13 protein-coding genes and 1 pseudogene are annotated in these 17,232 nt (G+C 66.1%); 6 read left to right on the forward strand and 8 right to left on the reverse strand.

The window, feature by feature from the left end:
• Positions 1-65 precede the first annotated feature (65 nt).
• Together NVV99_RS22230 and NVV99_RS22235 are read right to left on the reverse strand one after the other, a co-directional pair.
• Positions 66-1,097, reverse strand: a pseudogene (locus NVV99_RS22230) (IS256 family transposase); the annotation flags it as partial.
• Between the two features lie 842 nt (positions 1,098-1,939).
• A complete protein-coding gene (locus tag NVV99_RS22235) occupies positions 1,940-2,422 on the reverse strand; it encodes a helix-turn-helix domain-containing protein (RefSeq protein ID WP_231912074.1) in 483 nt (160 codons plus the stop codon).
• A gap of 1,655 nt (positions 2,423-4,077) precedes the next feature.
• On the opposite strand from NVV99_RS22235, the gene NVV99_RS22240 reads away from it, so the two are divergent.
• From NVV99_RS22240 to NVV99_RS22260, 5 genes are all read left to right on the forward strand, one after another.
• Positions 4,078-4,776: an ABC transporter ATP-binding protein gene (locus tag NVV99_RS22240; protein WP_260783036.1), complete on the forward strand. Its 699-nt coding sequence runs from the start codon at positions 4,078-4,080 to the stop codon at positions 4,774-4,776.
• Positions 4,773-5,648 carry an ABC transporter permease gene (locus NVV99_RS22245; RefSeq protein ID WP_082899762.1) on the forward strand — a complete coding sequence of 292 codons (876 nt, stop codon included), beginning with the start codon at positions 4,773-4,775 and terminating at the stop codon, positions 5,646-5,648. The genes NVV99_RS22240 and NVV99_RS22245 overlap by 4 nt, the downstream gene beginning before the upstream one ends.
• A gap of 71 nt (positions 5,649-5,719) precedes the next feature.
• Positions 5,720-6,916 (forward strand): acyl-CoA dehydrogenase family protein, encoded by a 1,197-nt coding sequence (locus tag NVV99_RS22250; RefSeq protein ID WP_064256971.1) that lies wholly within the window; start codon positions 5,720-5,722, stop codon positions 6,914-6,916.
• Positions 6,917-6,959: 43 nt separating this feature from the next.
• Positions 6,960-8,237: an acyl-CoA dehydrogenase family protein gene (locus NVV99_RS22255; RefSeq protein ID WP_197481880.1), complete on the forward strand. Its 1,278-nt coding sequence runs from the start codon at positions 6,960-6,962 to the stop codon at positions 8,235-8,237.
• Positions 8,238-8,257: 20 nt separating this feature from the next.
• Positions 8,258-9,412, forward strand: a complete 1,155-nt coding sequence (locus tag NVV99_RS22260; protein WP_064257013.1) for an acyl-CoA dehydrogenase family protein — start codon at positions 8,258-8,260, stop codon at positions 9,410-9,412.
• A 74-nt stretch (positions 9,413-9,486) separates the two neighbouring features.
• Here the strand turns inward: NVV99_RS22260 and NVV99_RS22265 are convergent, their stop codons facing one another.
• From NVV99_RS22265 to NVV99_RS22285, 5 genes are all read right to left on the reverse strand, one after another.
• Positions 9,487-10,257, reverse strand: coding sequence for an IclR family transcriptional regulator (locus tag NVV99_RS22265; protein ID WP_064256972.1), 771 nt, complete (start codon positions 10,255-10,257; stop codon positions 9,487-9,489).
• 61 nt (positions 10,258-10,318) lie between these two features.
• The gene (locus NVV99_RS22270; protein ID WP_064256973.1) at positions 10,319-11,377 is read right to left on the reverse strand and encodes an acyl-CoA dehydrogenase family protein; all 1,059 of its coding nucleotides are present in this window, start codon (positions 11,375-11,377) and stop codon (positions 10,319-10,321) included.
• The gene (locus NVV99_RS22275; protein ID WP_064256974.1) at positions 11,374-12,603 is read right to left on the reverse strand and encodes an acyl-CoA dehydrogenase family protein; all 1,230 of its coding nucleotides are present in this window, start codon (positions 12,601-12,603) and stop codon (positions 11,374-11,376) included. Before NVV99_RS22275 ends, NVV99_RS22270 begins: the two co-directional genes overlap by 4 nt.
• On the reverse strand, positions 12,600-14,582 hold the full coding sequence (locus NVV99_RS22280; protein WP_064256975.1) for an acetate--CoA ligase family protein: 1,983 nt from the start codon (positions 14,580-14,582) through the stop codon (positions 12,600-12,602). The genes NVV99_RS22275 and NVV99_RS22280 overlap by 4 nt, the downstream gene beginning before the upstream one ends.
• A complete protein-coding gene (locus tag NVV99_RS22285) occupies positions 14,579-15,385 on the reverse strand; it encodes an enoyl-CoA hydratase/isomerase family protein (RefSeq protein WP_064257014.1) in 807 nt (268 codons plus the stop codon). Before NVV99_RS22285 ends, NVV99_RS22280 begins: the two co-directional genes overlap by 4 nt.
• A gap of 120 nt (positions 15,386-15,505) precedes the next feature.
• Between NVV99_RS22285 and NVV99_RS22290 the strand changes: the two genes are divergently transcribed.
• Positions 15,506-16,378, forward strand: a complete 873-nt coding sequence (locus NVV99_RS22290) for a LysR family transcriptional regulator (protein WP_064256976.1) — start codon at positions 15,506-15,508, stop codon at positions 16,376-16,378.
• On the opposite strand, the gene NVV99_RS22295 is transcribed toward NVV99_RS22290, so the two are convergent.
• On the reverse strand, positions 16,334-17,218 hold the full coding sequence (locus NVV99_RS22295) for a LysR family transcriptional regulator (RefSeq protein WP_064256977.1): 885 nt from the start codon (positions 17,216-17,218) through the stop codon (positions 16,334-16,336). The genes NVV99_RS22290 and NVV99_RS22295 overlap by 45 nt on opposite strands.
• Positions 17,219-17,232 lie beyond the last annotated feature (14 nt).

Genomic DNA, 17,232 nt, shown 5'->3' on the forward strand with positions numbered 1-17,232 from the left:
CATGCGCCTCAACCGGTCGTCGGCTCAGGACCTCACGCTGCAACCGTGATCGTGTCGTGGGAGGGCCGGTTAACCGATATGGGGTTGTTGGACCAGATCTGTCGCCACACGTCGTCGGGAAATGCGGTGAAGGCGAGCAGGTCTTCGCGGGCGTCGCCGAGGTGGTCGGCGACCTCGGGCAGCCGGTGCTCGGCGTACTCCAGCAGCCGGTCGAATTGCGCGTTGACCGCCTCCGCGGTGGGCTGGTCGTAGACGCTGTGCAGCATCGCCTTCACGGCCGGCCACATGGACTTGGGGCACACGGCCATGAGGTTCGCCGAGTAGTGGGTGCGGCAGCGTTGCCACGCGGCGCCGGGCAGGTTCGCCGCGATCGCCTCGATGAGCCCGGCGTGGGCATCGGAGGTCACCAGCCGCACCCCGCCCAGGCCGCGGGCAACCAGGTCGGCGAAGAAGGTGTTCCACGAGGCCGTGGTCTCACTGGTGGCGACCTGTATGCCCAGCACCTCGCGGTGGCCGTCGCCGTTGACGCCGGTGGCCAGCAGCACGGAAGCCTTGACGACCTGCTTGTTCTCGCGGACCTTGATCGTCAACGCATCGGCGGTGACGAAGGTGAACGGCCCGGCCTCGTCCAGGCGGCGGTGCCGGAACGCGGCGACCTGCTCGTCCAGGTCCTGGGCCATGCGTGAGACCTGCGACTTGGACAGCGAGTCGATACCCAGGGTCTTGACCAGCTTGTCCATCCGGCGGGTAGACACCCCGGCCAGATAGCAGTCGGCTACGACGGTGATCAGCGCGGACTCGGCTCGCTTGCGGCGCTCGAGCAGCCACTCGGGGAAGTAGCTGCCCGAGCGCAGCTTCGGGACGGCGACGTCGACGGTGCCGACCCGGGTATCCAGGGGCCGGTGGCGGTAGCCGTTGCGGTGGTTGGTGCGCTGTTCCGAGCGGGCGTTCCACTCGGCGCCGCACACGGCGTCGGCATCGGCGGAGAGCAATGCGTTGATCATGGTCTGCAGTAGCTCGCGCATCAGATCCGGCGACGCGTCGGCGAGGGCTTGGCCAAGCAGGCCTGCAGGGTCGACAATATGAGGTGCGGTCATCGTGATGACTCCGTTCGAGGATTCGGTAGAAGGTTGACTCGAAGGATCACACGGTGGCCGCTCTACACCCGTGCACAACACGGAATCGCAGACGATCTCGGCCACCGAGTTACACCACTCTATGGGGCACTACTGGGCTACGCCCCTCAGAAATGTGCGCGGCACAAATCGGAGACCTCGTCGGCACCGCACGTCACCAGGCGATCGTCGTGGCCCACGACAGCCGCAGGCCCGCCAGAACCCTCCCCATCGAGTCACCGCTGACCGTAATCCTCGCCGCGTACCTGGCCGAACGAGCATCACGATTCCCGACGACCGACGAAACAAGCGGGAGCACTGCACTGCAGCTCGCTCCCCACCGCTCCCCTGTTCCTGGGACACAGAGGCAAACCACTCACCCGAAATGGACTCAGATGGACCGTCACCACCGCCTACAAACGCGCCGGAATTGATGCTCAAATACCCCGAGGAGTCGCGACCCTCGCCCTCCGCGAAACCTTCGCCAACCAACTAGCCGCACATGGAGCCTCAGGCTCCGCGATAGCAGCGCTCCTGGGCAACAGTGGCTTTCAACGATCCGACTGCATTGAACCGCGACGGGCACTCCCTGGCCGCAAGTTGGGTGCCCGCAATTCGACGTATCAGGTACTCGCGAATGTCACCTGCCAGCGCGATGCTTCCCCGTAGTGCAGATCGGGAGTGCATCGGAAGACCTGGGAACAAACCGACTGCAAGCCGTATGACGCTGAAGGTTGCATCCCACTCGCTGGCGCGACACAAGATCGACCATGATCTATCGAATAAAGTTGAGACAAAAGGTTTTCCATGGACTACCGCGGGGTCTAGCTCGATTCCCACTCGGCAGCCGCGATGATGTCACGGACCTGCTTGATCTCAGAATCGGTGCCAATACATGCAGTCAACCACGCCGTGATCGACATCGGCCGCCCTCCGTCAGTCAGCGACGGCTGCGGACGGGTGAGCAGGGCCTGCACCGTCAGCGGGTGCAGGCCCTTCGACATCTGGGGCATGACCTTCTCCAGGTTCGGGACGACACCGGTCACGGTGAACTGCGCAGAGGGCAGCAGACGATCACCGCCCAAGCCGAACACCCACAGACGGCACTCGTCGATCCACTGCCGAACCCGTGCCGGGCTGACGTCGAGCCGGTCAGCTGCAGAATCAACCGACAAAGAGGACGCGACCAAACTCGCCATCCGGATGCCGCGATCCAGCCGAGCCGACAGTATGGAAGGCAAATCGGCGGCAAAACCGGCATCGGCGAGACTCTGCGCGTCGCAGGCAGGCATCACAGTTGCCTTCACGCACGACGTGCGAAGGCTACGCAGGACCTCCACAAGGTCCCCGCGACTTTGGTCGACCCCAGTCACCTCCGGCAGGGCATCCTCAAAGTCAAGGTCACCGCGCAGGTAGCCGTCCGCTACCGGCGCCTGGCCATTTACCGCCTACCACCTCGAAACGCGGACAACCCCAATCAATGCTACCGAGCGAAGGGGAATTCCCCACCGGCCTACGCCGGTGTCGCCCACAGCCTCAGCCACTCAAGCCGAACATCCTCCGCCTCGACAACTGCCAGATGGGTGTACCCCATTCGGCAGTTCACGAACGAACGCTCGGTTCGCCCAGGTTTAGTCGCACTGTGGAGGACTCTGCATTCGCGCGCTGATTCGTGGACGTGTACGGCTTGGCTCCTGGCTCCTCAGTCCGGACTCGCCGACCGCAGCGCCGTCGAATGGATTGCGGCCGGGCACTCCGACGAGGAACCTCTGTCGATCGCACGCGCCGATGCCAAGCGTTGGAGTACATAGATTTCGGAGGAAGTGTTTGCTCGTGCGCCGTCCTCAACTCGACCCTTCTGCGTACACAATCACCAATCCGACGACCGATATGCTCCTTGTCCCTCTGCAAATCTGGTGCCCCGGCCTGTGAGCGCAGGCCGGGGCACCTGATGCGAGCGGTCGTCCCCCTCAGACGGCCGCAAAACGGCTACTTCCGCGGTGTGACCGGATTCCCTCGATCTGCCTGTCGTCAGTGGCGCGGGATCGCAGTGTCGAGAACGGTCATGACCGAACCAGCAATACATGAGTGCGGTCGCAGAGGAGATGCCACAACGGTTCTCCGGGGTGGAGGCTTCCAGGAGCCATGGCATACCGCGAGGTGCAGCGCAGTACCCGACCGGATCGACAGTCGTCGACCACGTCTGGATCGACCTGCAGTGAGCGAATGCGCACGGGCAGGCGGTCCTTCGGGGCGGTGAACCACGGAGGTCTCCCGTTCTTGCTCCACTTCACGACGGGAGACCATCGTGGTTCAACGACCGGCTATCACGTGTCGTTGCATTCCCTCAACCAACCTGCCTGGGCAGTACAGCTAGTCGGCACAAACCACGCGGTCAGCGGGCCTCACCGTGTGAGCGCATCGATGATGGTGGGTCGATATTTGCGAACGTGCTCCCGGTCGCTCTCCTTCTCCTGTTCGGACAGTTCGGTGCAGATCTCGGCCACTGTTCGCCGACCGTCAACGGGGCTCCGCCGTATCCGTGAGTGCGACGTCCAGCAGGCTTGCCCGGCACCGACCGATTCGCTCGACGGCGGGCCCGCCCCCATAGCTCCGATCGCCGAACGGCGAGTTCATACCAGCGAGATTCCCATCCTTCTGCGCCATCTGGCGACGACCTTCTGACGAACCCCGTGAGTCTGCTCAACGCGAGCCAGCCTTCTGTCAGGCCATTGTGACCCTTGACATACTCCCCAGATCACGAGATTATTCACTTCAGCAGAAGTGAATTTCGGTGAGTCGAATTGGAGCGAAAGTGTCCGAACTACAGACGGGCTCCACCCGTCCGCCTGGGAACCCCGGGATCCCACCCGAACGTGAGGTGGATGACAAGATCAGTGTCGAAAACGTCGAGTATCGGTACCAACCCCGCGGTCGAGCAGAAGTCGTCGCACTCGAAGGCGTGGACCTGGCGGTGCGCCGAGGCGAATTCGTGTCCGTCGTCGGCCCATCAGGGTGCGGCAAATCGACATTGCTTCGAGTCATCGCTGGTCTCCAGAAGCCGACGACGGGTCAGGTTCGGCTCCAGCAGGACGATCAATCGCGTCCGCTTGTCGCACCCGTGTTCCAGGAGTACAGCATCTTCCCCTGGCGCAACGTCGAAGACAACGTCCGTCTCGGATTGGACGCCGCGGGAGTCGACCGCGCAGAGGCCGACCGCCGGGTCCAGAAGTGGGTGGACCGAGTCGGGCTGACCGGGTTCGAGAAGGCCTACCCCGGCAACCTCTCGGGCGGGATGAAGCAGCGGGTGGCGCTCGCTCGAGCCTTCGTGGTCGAGCCCGAGATCCTGCTCATGGACGAGCCTTTCGCGGCGCTCGACGCGCAGTTGCGCAAGGTACTGCAGGAGGAATTGCTCTCCATCGTCCGTGAGCACCAGTACACCGTGTTCTTCGTGACACACAACCTGGACGAGGCGCTCCTCATGTCGGATCGTATCGCGCTGATGTCCGCACGCCCGGGGCACATTCGGGAGCTCATCGACGTGCCGTTCGAGCACCCACGCAAACCCGAACTCCGACAGGACCGCGAGTTCGTCCGTATGGAAGAGGACCTGTGGTCCCGACTGCGCGGTGACGTCTCAGTCGCCGCCGGAGGTGCATGATGAGTCTCGACACTGAACAAACACGAGGGACCAGCAAAGCCAACTGGGTCGTGCGGCGTCCTGAGGCAAAGCGCAGACCCACCAACGAGCAGGCTCGCCGCGACCTCGTGATTCGGGTCTTCCTTGGTCTCCTCATTCCGGTGGGCGCACTGGTCATCTGGGAGTTGTCGGCCCGCGCCGGCTGGATCGACCCTCGATTCTTCAGTCAGCCGAGCGCGGTCGCAGCCAAGGCAGCAGAGGACATCTCGTCGGGCCTACTGTGGGAGGAACTCCGCATCACCCTGGTCCGACTACTCACCGGCTACGTAGTCGGTTCCGTCTCCGGTGTCGTGGTCGGCCTCGCTCTTAGTCAGTCCCGGACGATCCGGTGGATGCTGGAGCCATTGCTGCGCGGGCTTTACGTGATCCCCAAACTCGCTCTGCTCCCGGTCTTCCTGCTGATTTTCGGCCTTGGCGAACTTCCCAAGCTAGTGTTCATCGGCCTGGGTACGTTTTACATCGTTGCATTCACAACGCTGTCCGCTGCGATGATGATCCCAACGGCCTATCACGAGGTTGCCCGGTCGTACGGGCTGTCGAGGCCGCAGCAGTTCAGGTGGATGATCATCCCCGCCTGTATGCCGCAGATTGTCTCCAGCCTCAAACTAGCCTCTGGCATCTCGATGCTTCTCGTCATCGGAGTCGAGTTCGTCAACGCTCAGGAGGGCCTGGGCTACTACACGTGGCACTCGTGGCAGATGTTCATCCCCGACCGCATGTACGTCGGCATCGTCACCATCTCGATCGTCGGAGTCCTGTTCAGCGCGTTGATCGGATTCACCGGCGGACGGATGGTGCGTTGGGCCGACGGCGAGTACGGCCAGCAGCGCTAGCCACCCAGCCACAACGGTGCGGCGCCATACGGCGACGACACCACCCGCACAGAAACTACTGAAGGATCCCAATGAGTACCGTCACTGTCCCGAGTCAGCCGTCCGGCGCGGAGGAGTTGGACGAACTGCGTTCAGTCGTGAGACAAGTCGCGCAGGAGCGTTATGCGCCGTTCGTCGAGCAATGGGATCGCGACCGCGAGACCATCTCAACGGACGAGCGACGTTACCTGGCGCAGCTCGGCTGGCTCGGCATCGCCCTTCCCGAGGAGTACGGCGGCGCCGGTGGCAGCTTCACGCAGGCGCTCACGGTGGTCGAGGAACTCGCGAAGGTCTATCCGCCAGCAGCATTTCAGGTATTCGAAGCCAATGTCGGTCCTGCCCAGCATCTTTCCCGAATCGGCACGAAGGAACAACTGCAGCGGTTCCTGCCAGGGATCATCAGTGGCGAGAACACCATGGCGGTCGGAATCTCCGAGCCGGACGCCGGTTCGGCCGCCACAGACATGGTGACCCGGGCCGAGGTTCAGGGCGACACCGTCGTGGTCCGCGGTCTGAAGCGATGGATCTCGAACGGCGGAGAGGCGGACCGCTACCTCGTGTACGCCCGCATGGGCGAGGCCCCTGGCTCACGCGGGATCGGAGCGGTCATCGTCGAATCCGATCGACCAGGGGTGTCGTTCGGCAAACGTGAACGTCTGATGGGATTCCGAGGAATCCCATCAGCGGACGTCATTCTCGACAACGTCGAGGTCCCGATCGAGAATCTTGTCGTGTCCCCTCCGGACGGCTTCCGCACCCTGTTCAGTAACTTCTCGATCGAGCGCCTCGGCAACACGACCATGAGCCTCGCGCTCGGCCAGGCCGCGCTCGACAAGAGCATCGCGTACGTCCAGGAGCGCCTCCAGTTCGGTCGCCCCATCGTCGAGTTCCAGTCGGTCCAGCTCACTCTCGCCGACATGGCGCTGCAGGTGGAGTCGGCGCGGCTGCTGCGAGACCGGGCGGTTGCGGGACTGGACGCGGGTCGGCCCAGCACTCTCGAAGTGTCGTTGGCGAAGTGCGCGGCCAACGAGATGGCCAAGCGCGTCACCGACATGGCGATGACCCTGCACGGCGCCAACGGGTACTCCGAGGAGTACGGGCTCGAGCGGATGCACCGTGATGCGCATGGCTGGGCGCTGGCGGGAGGCACGCCCAACATGCAGCGGATCCGCGTGGTCTCCGAACTACTCGGCCGTGGATTCGACCAGCGCGCCGGGAAGCACGACTGACTGTGCCCACATTTCAACCACATGTTCCGAAAGGCCATTAACGATGACTCTCGACGCCGTGCAGTCCACGGAAGATCTGATGTTCGACTACCAGCGTGACGTGTGGGAGCCAGCGCAGCTCGATCCCGAGATCACCTGGGACGGAGCATGGGCCGAGCTCACTCCGCGCCAGCGTGAGATTCGGGAGATCGCCCGCGAGGTCGCGGTCACCGAACTCCGACCCCGCGCGCACCTGTGGGACGAGTCGGAGACGTTCCCGCGGGAGACGTTCGAAGCAGTGCTCGAGACCGGCCTGATCGGCCTGACGGTTCCGAAGGAGTTCGGTGGGCAGGGAGAAGGGCTACTCGAGGGATGCATCGTCGTCGAGGAACTCGCCCGGGCCTGCCTGTCGACTGCCATGGCGGTACAGCCGTTCCTGAACGGTCCGTGGCGGGCGGTGAACGTTCTCGGCACGGACGATCTGCGTCAGCGGCTACTGCCGGGCGTGGCGGACGGGACCAACCATTTCGCGATCGCGATGAGCGAACCGGCTGCGGGCACCGCCGGCACCGACCTGCGCACAACGCTCACCCCGGAGGGAGACGGGTTTCGTCTCACCGGCACCAAGTGTTGGATCACCGGTGGCCGTGAGGCCCACACGATCATCGTGTTCTGTCGCATTGCCGGCAGCGAAGGCCCCTTCGGCATCGGTGCGGTGATTGTCCAGGGTCGCCCCGAGGGGATGAGCGACTTCGTCGTCGACCCGAAGATGGGAATTCGCGGGGTCGGTGAGTGTCTGGTGCACTTCGACAACGTCCGCATCGAGCCGGAGAACGTGCTGATCTGGCCTCGGATCGACTCGAAGGAGGGCACCGGGGTTCTGGTCAACCAGTTCAATCCCGAGCGCTGCGGCAATGCAGCGATGTGCACCGGGCTCGCTCAGGCGGCGCTCGACGCCAGCGTGGGTCATCTCAACGCGCGCGAGCAGTTTGGACGGCCGCTGGCGACGTTCCAGGGGCTGCAGTGGAAGATCGCGGACATGGCGATGGACGTCCACGTCGCCCGGGTGCTGTTGTGGCGGGCGGCGCGCACCGGGACCGATGGCTTCCCCGATCAGACCGCGACGCTGATGGCCAAGCTGCACAGCAGCGAGATGGTCCAGCGGGTGACCAACGAGGCGATCCAGATCCACGGGGCACGCGGCTACTCGCGGCGGTGGCCCGTCGAACGCTACTTCCGTGACGGTCGTGGTCTCGCGATCGGGGGCGGCACTGCCGAGGTGATGCGCAACGTGCTCGGCGCGCAGGTCCTCGGCGTGAGCGGCAGCCAGCGGCGGCGGTGAGCGCGATGCGCGTCGACATCGTGGAGCGCGACGTCTACCAGGATGAACACTCCGACTTCGCCGAGAGCGTCGCCGCCTTCCTGCGGCAGACGGTGACGCCTCGGATCGGCGAGTTCGAGAAGGCCGGGATGATCGATCGGGACGTCTACCGGGCCGCGGGCGAACTGGGCATCGTGGGCCTGCAGATTCCGGAGGAGTTCGGTGGCGGCGGTCAGGACGGGTTCCTGTTCAACTGCGTCGTCACCGAGCAGGTCGCGTACGAACGCTCCACCATGGGTTCGCTGCGGGTCCACACCGACGTCGTCACACCGTATGTGCTCAGCCTGGCCACGAGCGATCAACGGCAGCGCTGGCTGCCGGGCATGGCCAACGGTGAGCTGATGACCTCGATCGCCATGACCGAGCCTGGCGCCGGCTCTGATCTGGCCGGTATCCGAACGAGCCTCGATCGTCGCGGTTCGGACTGGGTACTCAACGGCTCGAAGACGTTCATCACCGGTGGTGCGCAGTCCGACCTGGTGATCGTGGTGGCCAGGTCCGAGGCGGCGGAGAACCGTCGGCACGGGCTCACCCTGGCCGTCGTCGAAGCCTCGACGCCCGGCTTCTCCCGCGGTGCGCCGCTGGAGAAGCTCGGGCTCAAGGCGCAGGACACCACCGAACTGTTCTTCGACGACGTCGTCGTGCCAGCGGACAACATCCTGGGCGAGCCCGGCCGTGCATTCACCTACTTGTCGTCGCATCTCGCGCAGGAGCGCCTGTCCATCGCGGTCAACTCGCAGGCCCAGGCTCTCGCCGCGCTCGCCGTCACCTGCGAGTATGTGCGGGATCGCAAGGTGTTCGGTACCACGCTCGGCACCTTCCAGAACACGAAGTTCGTGCTCGCCGATCTCGCGACCAGGGTCAGTGCCGGTCAAGCCCTGGTCGATCGCGCGATGGGCCGGCATGAACGGGGACGGCTCGACCCGGCGGAGGCGGCGAAGGTCAAACTCTTCTGCACGGAGCTCCACGGCGCGGTGGTCGACGCCTGCCTGCAACTCCATGGCGGGTACGGCTACACGTGGGAACAGGACATCTGTCGCATGTACGCAGACGCGCGGGTCGCGCGGATCTATGGGGGTACCTCCGAGGTGATGAAGGGTATCGTTGCCCGCACCTTGAACCTCGTCGACCGCTGACACGCTCCACGCGAACCGACCAAACCGAACCGGCCCCGATCTCCGTGAGAGATCGGGGCCAGTTCGGTTGGTGGTCAGGCTTCGAGCGTGGTCCTGTGCGACACCGATCCACCCAATCGCCGCGTCATTGCGTCCGCCTCGCGCACGACGGCCTCGATAGCCCGGTCTTGGGCCTCGTCCGCACGGGCGGCCGGGATCGACACGCCGAGGGCGCCGACGACCTGGCCCGAGGCGTCGAACACCGGAGCCGCGGCGGCCCAAAGGTCCGGCCACTTGACGCCGGACCCGCTGACGTAGCCGTCGGCGCGGATCCGCGCCATCAGCCGGGATGCCTCATCGAAGTCGAGCGGGTCTGCGGACTGTGGCTGCTCGGCAACCGCCGCCTCGAGTCGCGCGTCGTCGAGCCACGCGAGGACGGCGTGGCCGGTGGTGGTCGACAGCAGTCCGTGACGCCGGCCGAGCCGCACGTTGGCCCGGACCGGCTTGGCGGGTTCGGAGTGCGCGGCGTAGGTCACCGCACCCTGCTCGTACACCGCGTACACGGACGTCTCGTCCAGTTCCGTCGTCAAGGTGTCGGTGTGCTCCTGGGACAGCGTCGACACCCCCACCGTCGCGTTGACGGCGCAGCCCAGGCTCCAGACGAGCATCGTGCCACGCCAGGTCCGGTCCGGCAGCTGGGTGACGTAACCTTCCTCTGCCATCAGCCGCAGGATTCGAAGCAGCGTCGGCGGCGCGAGATCCAAATCGTCACTGAGCGCCTTCAACGACTGCGGACCCTTCGCGCAGACGACTTCGAGGACACGAAGCGTCCTGGCTATCGCGCCTTCTGCCACGACCCACCCCACCTTCAGTTTCCAGCTCGATACCAGGCGTATCGTAGCAGGATTCCGTCAAGCTGAAGTCAATTCAGTTGAGCGGAGTCAACTCGCCGCGCAGGCACCGGGCTACTACCGTCCGGTGAGCGGCCGGTGTGCCGAACAGCGTCGACCCCACCGTGCACCGCTTGAAGTAGTGATGAAGGTCGTGTTCCCAGGTGAAGCCGATGCCGCCGTGCAGCTGAAAAGCGCGCGACGCACACTCGTCGGCCGCCTCCGAGACGAACGACTTCACCGTCGAGACGAGCAACTCCGTCGACACCGCACTCGACGAGCCCTCCTGCAGGACACCCGCCAGCTCGAGGACCATCGCCCGGCTGGACTCGGTCCTGGCGAGCATGTCGGCGCAGGCGTGCTTGACCGCCTGCCGCGACGCGATCGGCTGACCGAACTGAACCCGCTGGCCCGCATAGTCGACGGTCGTGTCCAGCAGCCACGACATCGCACCGACCAGCGATGCACAGTGAATCGCGGTCCCGACGTGCCGGACCCGCTCGAGCCCCTCGGCCAGTGCTGCATCCCGCGATGCGAGCACTCGGGCCGGTGCAGCGTCGAACTGGACCGAACTCATCGGCTGCGTTCCGTCGAGGCAGACCAGTGCATTCACGTCAGCGTCGGCGACGTCCATCACGACGGCGCGTGTCTCCCCGTCGTCGACGGCGAGCGCCACCACCTCCGACGACACGTCGGCGTCGGGCACGAATGGCAGCGTTCCGCTGACCCGCGCGTCGCGCATCTCCAGCGGAGCCGCGGTGAACCCGCCGTCGGCACCGAGGAACCCGAACGTGTAGGCCTCGCTGACCCCGGTCTGTTCGAGCACGGACAGCGCATACCGGGACACGGTGCGGGCCAGGTAGGGCACGGGAGTCGCATACCTCCCCAACGCCTCCGCGACCAGGCAGGTGGTCTGGACGTCGCCGTCCTGTAGTGGCTCGAGGACACCGACGTCGACAAGACGACGCCACAGCATCTCGTCGAGAACCCGCGGTCCGGGATCGCCCGCGCGCAGGGCGCTGAGCGGGTCGTGCTTCTCCGCGATCGCTTCGACGCTGGTAACGAAGTCACGCTGTTCTGTCGATGGAAGCCTCATGCGCTTGCTCCTGAAGAGTCGATGAAGGAACGCCAGGACTGAGTCCGGCTCGGGTCGGTACCGCGAGGCATCCCGAGCCCGCGCTCCGCGATCTGATCCCGCAGCACCTCGGAGGTTCCTCCGGCCACCGTCTTGGGTTGTACCCGCAGGTAGGCCCAGACGTCGTAGGCGGCACCCCGGGCGTCCGGTGCGTGGGCGAGCAGACCGAGTTCACCGAAGTCCAGGAACGCCCGCTGCAAGCGCTTGGTGTGCTCGGCCTGCATGACCTTGTTGTACGGCGTGCCGTTGGCGACGGGTGGCAGGTTCTCCGTCCGGTGCAACGCGTGCCGCCGATTGTTGAAGGCGATCGCGCGGGACTCCACCCACAGCCGGGCGATCCTGTCCGCTTCCAGCTCCGACGCGGTGGGCAGGTAGTTGCTGACCAGTTCCTCGATCGGTCGGCCGACCATTGACCCGGGTGTCGCAGCGCCGGCGCCGGATCCGGCTACCCGTTCGAGCGCCAGCACGGCGCGCACCACTTCCCAGCCCTGCCCGGCCTCACCGAGTCGATAGCGATCCGGGATCCGAACATCGCCGAGGTTCACCTCGAAGAACTCTGCATCCCCGGTCATCTGACGAATCGGTCGAAAACTCACGCCGGCGGACCTCATGTCCACCAGGAAGCAGGTCAGGCCGGCATGCTTGGGAACGCTCGCGTCGGTGCGTGCGACCGCCAGCCCCCATCCCGCCCTGTCCGCACGGCTCGTCCATATCTTGCGACCCGTCACCGTCCAGACGTCACCGTCGCGGGTGGCGCGGGTTCGTACCGCGGCGAGGTCGGAGCCAGCGTCCGGCTCGGAGAATAGCTGACACCAGAGTGCCTCGTTTCGGGCGATCGGGGGAAGCAACTCCTCCGCGACGTCACTGCTCGCGTACTTCAGGATCGCCGGACCCACCCAGCCGGTGCCGATGGCACTTTCAACAGTGCCAACCCGCCACCTCGCGAGTTCTCTTCGCACGTCCACGGTTTCGTCGGCGCCGAGGGCGCGGCCTCCCAGCTCGCAGGGCCACTCTGGCACCAACCATCCGTCCCGGGCGACCATGCGCACGAGCTCGGACACCTCGGCGGGGTCGGTCGCGGCGATCATCTCATCCAACCCTTCGCGGTCGTCCCCGGCGACCAACGCGGTCCACGATGGAGGGAGGATCCGAGCCAGCGTCGCACGCAGCTCGTCCGCGGCGCTCACAGCACGACCCGTGCGTCGAGAGCGACGAGTCGACTGTCGACCCATCCCAGCGGGTTGCATTCGACCAGGGCGGCTCCGGTGGCCGCGGCCAGTCGAACCAGGCGGGTGGCGGCTCGCGCCAGAGCTGGACCGGTGTCGGAGTACCGTCCCGGTACTCGCAAGAAGATCTCCTCCTCGAGCCGCGCCGCCAGATGCTCCTCCCCGAGGAAGGCGGGAAGGGCGACCGTGCGGTTGAGGAGTTCGATGTTCGCGCCGCCGAGCCCCGCTGAAACGACCAGACCCCATTGCGGGTCACGGCGGACTCCGACGAACAGCTCCATCGAGCTCCGCAGCTGCTTCGCGACGATGACGCCACCCGCTCCCGAGGCGAAAAGCTCCTCCGCCGCCGTGCCTGCGCGCGCCCGGTCAACGTCGAGCTTCACCCCGCCGGCGCGAGCCTTGTGCACCTCGGCGGCACTGTCCGCCTTGAGCACCACCGGCCAACCGAGCGTCTCACCGATCTCCGCGACCTGCCCGACGCTGCGTGCCAGCTGCCAGTCCGCCGTCTCCACGCCTGCGTCCTCGACGAGCGAGAGGCTTTCCGCGGCCGAGGGCGTGCCGTCGAGGCGCTGCCACGGCCCGGGAGTCGGTTCCCTTCGCGGTACTGCCGAGTTCCGCGGCCCAGCGAACCGCGTCACCGCGGCCACCGCCTTGCAGGCGGAGTCCAGATCCGGCAGCACCATCTCACCTGCCTCGATCAGCGGGCGCACATTCGCAGGCTCGCGATCGAGGCAGGCAAGGACGGTGGGTACCGCAGCTCCGGCGACCGCACCGATCGAGCGGGCCTGGTCCTCCCTGCCCACAACGAGAATCGCATCCACCTCACCGCTGTTGCGGAGCTCATCACATACCTTTCCGAGCAGAACGTCGTCACCGACGGTCTGAGCGGTGACATCGACCGGGTTTCCCGTCGTCGCGATCGCGGGCAGCAGCGCGGCCAGCGCGGACCGGGTGGGCGCGGACAGCGCAGGAAGCGTCACGCCCGCCGTGCTCAGCAGGTCCGACGCCACCACGCCCGCGCCACCCGATCCCGTCACGATTCCGACGCGGCGTCCCCGTGCCGTCCCCAACACGGAGTACGCGAGCGCCGACAGGATGAGGTCGCGGTCGGACCTGACCAGGGTCGCACCGTAAGCGCGGAACAGTTCGTCGACCACCGCCGCGTCGGCACTGACCGCGGCGGTGTGTGACGCGGCGGCGTTTGCCCCAGCATCGGAGAGGCCGCCGAGAAGACACACAACGGGCACACCGGCGTTTCGCGCGTCGGCCAGGAGCGCCTCCAGCGTGACTGCGTCGCGCAGCCCCTCCAGGTAGAGCATAAGGACCTTCGGCTGAGCCACCGCGAGAGCTCCACGCGCGAGTGTGCAGGCGTCGAGGTGAGCCTCGTTGCCCGAACCGATGAAACCGTCGAGATGAAGCCCGAAACGGGCTGCGGCACTGACCACTCGGGCTCCAAATGCGCCGCTCTGCGACACAAGGAACGCCCCGCTGCCGTGCCGGCAGTCGACTAGCGAGTCGAAGGCCTGTGCGAAGGTAAGCGTTGCACGGGACTGGGCGTGGTAGAGCCCAACCGTGTTCGGTCCGATCAGGACCGTTCCGCGCGAGGTACGCAGCGCCTCGCCGCCGACCTCCTCGAACCCCGAACTGAAGATCACCGCGAACTTGGTCCGACCGTCGACCGAGTCGAGCACGTCGTGCACCGCGGCCGCGGGGACCGCGATGACTGCGACGTCGACGTCCCGGTCCAGCGGCTCGCCGCGGGCGGGCACGACGACAGTGCCGGGATACTCAGCCGCACGCAGGTGGGCGAGGGTGCGGCTGCCGAGTCCGGTCGGCTTCGACGTTCCGCCGAGCACCGCGATCGACTCTGGGCGCAGCAGCGGGGTGAGGTCGGGTACTGCGGTCGCGGTCCGGTCCTCCGACGTGGCGGGAGCACTCATCGCAGTTCCGCCGGGATGGTCGTGTGCTTCGTGGTCTGCCACTCCGGCGCTCGCTTCTCCTTGAATGCCGCGATCCCCCGCAACGTCTCGCCAAGCGTGCGCACCCAGTTGAGGGTCCGACGCTCCCGGTTGTAGGCGTGCAACCGGTCGGTGGTCTCGAGGAACTCGTACATCAGCTGCTTGGTGACGGTCATCGACGCCGGCGCGCACCGCTCGGCCATGTCGGCGGCGAGGTCGATCGCGGTCACGAGGACGTCCTCGCTGGCAACGCAGTGTGTGGCGAGGCCCAGCGTCGTGAACTCCCGGCCGTCGATGGTGCGGCCGGTCAGCAGCAGGTCCATCGCGACGCCGAAGCCGGCAAGGCGCGGCAACAGCCACATCGATCCGCGATCGGGGATGATGCCGACCCGGTTGAACGAGAAGGCCAACCGCGCCGTGGATGCCACGACCCGAATGTCGGCCTGCATCGCCCATGTCAGGCTCACTCCGATTGCGTCGCCGTTGATCGCCGCGATGATCGGCGTCTGCAGCCGCCACGGTGCCTGGTCCGGTCGGGTCAGTGATTCTACGGCGTGCGCGTCGACGTCGCGCCAGTCCAGGCCGAGGTCCGCACCGACGCCGAAGTGTTCCCCGCGACCGGTCACGACGATCACGGACACCGCTTGGTCGCTGTCAAGTTCGACGAGCGCCTGTTGTAGTTGATTCGCCATCACCGGGGTGTACGAGTTGCGGCGATCGGGACGGTCGAGATAGACGATGCCGGTGCTGCCCTTGGTCTCGACACTGACGTGACGTTCTGTCATGGCTCCTCCGTGGATGCGTTTGCTGGTGACTTTCACTGTCGTCGCACCGCGAGGTCGGCACAAGAAGGTAGTTCCGAGAGAAGCTATCGACAGAGCCTATGTACGTCTAGCATCCGTTCCATGGATCTGCGTGCGCTTCGGTACTTTCTCGCGGTCGTCGACCACCAGGGGGTGAGCCGGGGCGCAGCAGCGCTCTACGTCAGCCAACCCTCGCTGTCCCAGACGATTCGGCTGCTCGAATCGGAGCTCGGTGTGCACTTGCTCGACAGGTCAGGGCGATTTGCGAAGCCGACGGACGCCGGACTCGAGCTGGCAGGGGTCGCCCGGCGGGTGCTCGGAGAGGCGGACAGGGCCCGCGAGCGCGTCCGTCAGGTCTCCGACCTCACGGTCGGACGGGTCGTAGTCGCGACGGCGTCCACGCTGTCGGTCTATCCCCTGACGCCGATTGTCGCAGCGCTGCGCCACAGGTACCCCGGTCTGGAAGTGCATGTGCTCGACGGCGGGACTGGACCCGAGGTGATGGAGCGACTCACCCGCAACGCGGCTGAAATCGGAGTCGTCGACCTTCCCGTCGAGGACCCGAAATGGGGGGTGCGCGCCCTTCCCCGGGAGGAGATCGTGCTCGCAGGGAAGGACATTGGCGACATCGGGCCCGTCCGGCGGGACGAGGTGCATTCACACGGCGTCGGAGTGCCGACAACAGATGCGGACAGGTCCACGGAACTTGGTGCGCTTCTCGCCGACGCTGCTGTATCGACCCGAATCCGGACGGCGCATCGCCAGCTGCTCTGGGAACTGGTCACCGCCGGGACGGCATCCGCCTTGATCGGGAAGTTCAGTGCCGAGAGGATCCTCCCGAACACCATTCTGCGTCCGCTTGATCCGCCGATGTGGCGCACCCCCGCGCTGATCTGGCGGCGGGGCATCCTTTCTCCCGCCGGCGAGGCATTACGAGCGGCGGCTGACGTACTCGACGGCAGCATCAACGAATGACCTCGCGACCGGGCTGAGCTGGTCGGCGGCGAACACCAGACCCAGTTCCTGCCGGAACCGAGGCTCCAGCCGCCGGACGTGGGCGCCCCGCTCCCGGACCTCACCAACCAGGCTCCCGCCTACCAGTGTGCTGCCGATTCCCGCCAGCATGAATGCCGTGCGCGCTTCTCGCTGCTCCACGACTGCCGCGACGGGGAGGGGTCGTCGGGCGGTCGTGCGTTCAAACTCGGACCGGCGACCAGGCGGGACCAGGACCATCGGCATGGCGGCGAGATCCTGGAAGTTGAGGACCCGGTCGGGCGGTGCGGTCGACGTCGGGGGGACGGCCACGTGCAGGTCGCCCCTGCCGAGGGAGATCACGCGGTAGGCGTTCTCGAGCGACGTAGCGAGCGGTAGTCGGGTGCAGACGATTTCGACCGACCCTGAGGACAGGGCGTCCACGACGTCATCCTCCCGGGCGAGGTCGTGGACATGCAGAACGGCATCGGGGGTGTCGGCGAGCCACGACGCAACAAGAGTGGCGAACGGACCACTGACCGCGGTAGACAGCGCAGCGACTTCAAGTCCGCCGGCAACCCGCCGGGTCGGACCGGCCGCCACTTCGGTCGACTGGTCGCACTCGCGCATGATCCGGCGTGCCGGACCGGCCAGGGCGTGACCTGCCGGAGTGGGAATCATCCCCCTGCCCACACGATGGAACAGGGTTGCGTTCAGATCGCGTTCGAGTGCACGGATCGCAGTGGAGACACTCGACTGTCGCACGCCGAGCCGGGCGGACGCACCGAGTGCGCTGCCGCTGTCGCACACAGCCAGGAAGTACCTCAGCTGGGATAGCTCCATACCGAGAACGTTAG

The organism is Rhodococcus sp. PAE-6, assembly GCF_025290685.1.
GTDB classification, from domain to species: domain Bacteria; phylum Actinomycetota; class Actinomycetes; order Mycobacteriales; family Mycobacteriaceae; genus Rhodococcus; species Rhodococcus pyridinivorans.

Excerpts from the sequence above, each read along its gene's own strand:
- NVV99_RS22245 (WP_082899762.1), top strand. The coding sequence starts at position 4,773 with ATGATGAGTCTCGACACTGAACAAACACGAGGGACCAGCAAAGCCAAC.
- NVV99_RS22250 (WP_064256971.1), top strand. The coding sequence starts at position 5,720 with ATGAGTACCGTCACTGTCCCGAGTCAGCCGTCCGGCGCGGAGGAGTTG.
- NVV99_RS22255 (WP_197481880.1), top strand. The coding sequence starts at position 6,960 with ATGACTCTCGACGCCGTGCAGTCCACGGAAGATCTGATGTTCGACTAC.
- NVV99_RS22270 (WP_064256973.1), bottom strand. The coding sequence starts at position 11,377 with ATGAGGCTTCCATCGACAGAACAGCGTGACTTCGTTACCAGCGTCGAA.
- NVV99_RS22280 (WP_064256975.1), bottom strand. The coding sequence starts at position 14,582 with ATGAGTGCTCCCGCCACGTCGGAGGACCGGACCGCGACCGCAGTACCC.
- NVV99_RS22285 (WP_064257014.1), bottom strand. The coding sequence starts at position 15,385 with ATGACAGAACGTCACGTCAGTGTCGAGACCAAGGGCAGCACCGGCATC.
- NVV99_RS22290 (WP_064256976.1), top strand. The coding sequence starts at position 15,506 with ATGGATCTGCGTGCGCTTCGGTACTTTCTCGCGGTCGTCGACCACCAG.
- NVV99_RS22295 (WP_064256977.1), bottom strand. The coding sequence starts at position 17,218 with ATGGAGCTATCCCAGCTGAGGTACTTCCTGGCTGTGTGCGACAGCGGC.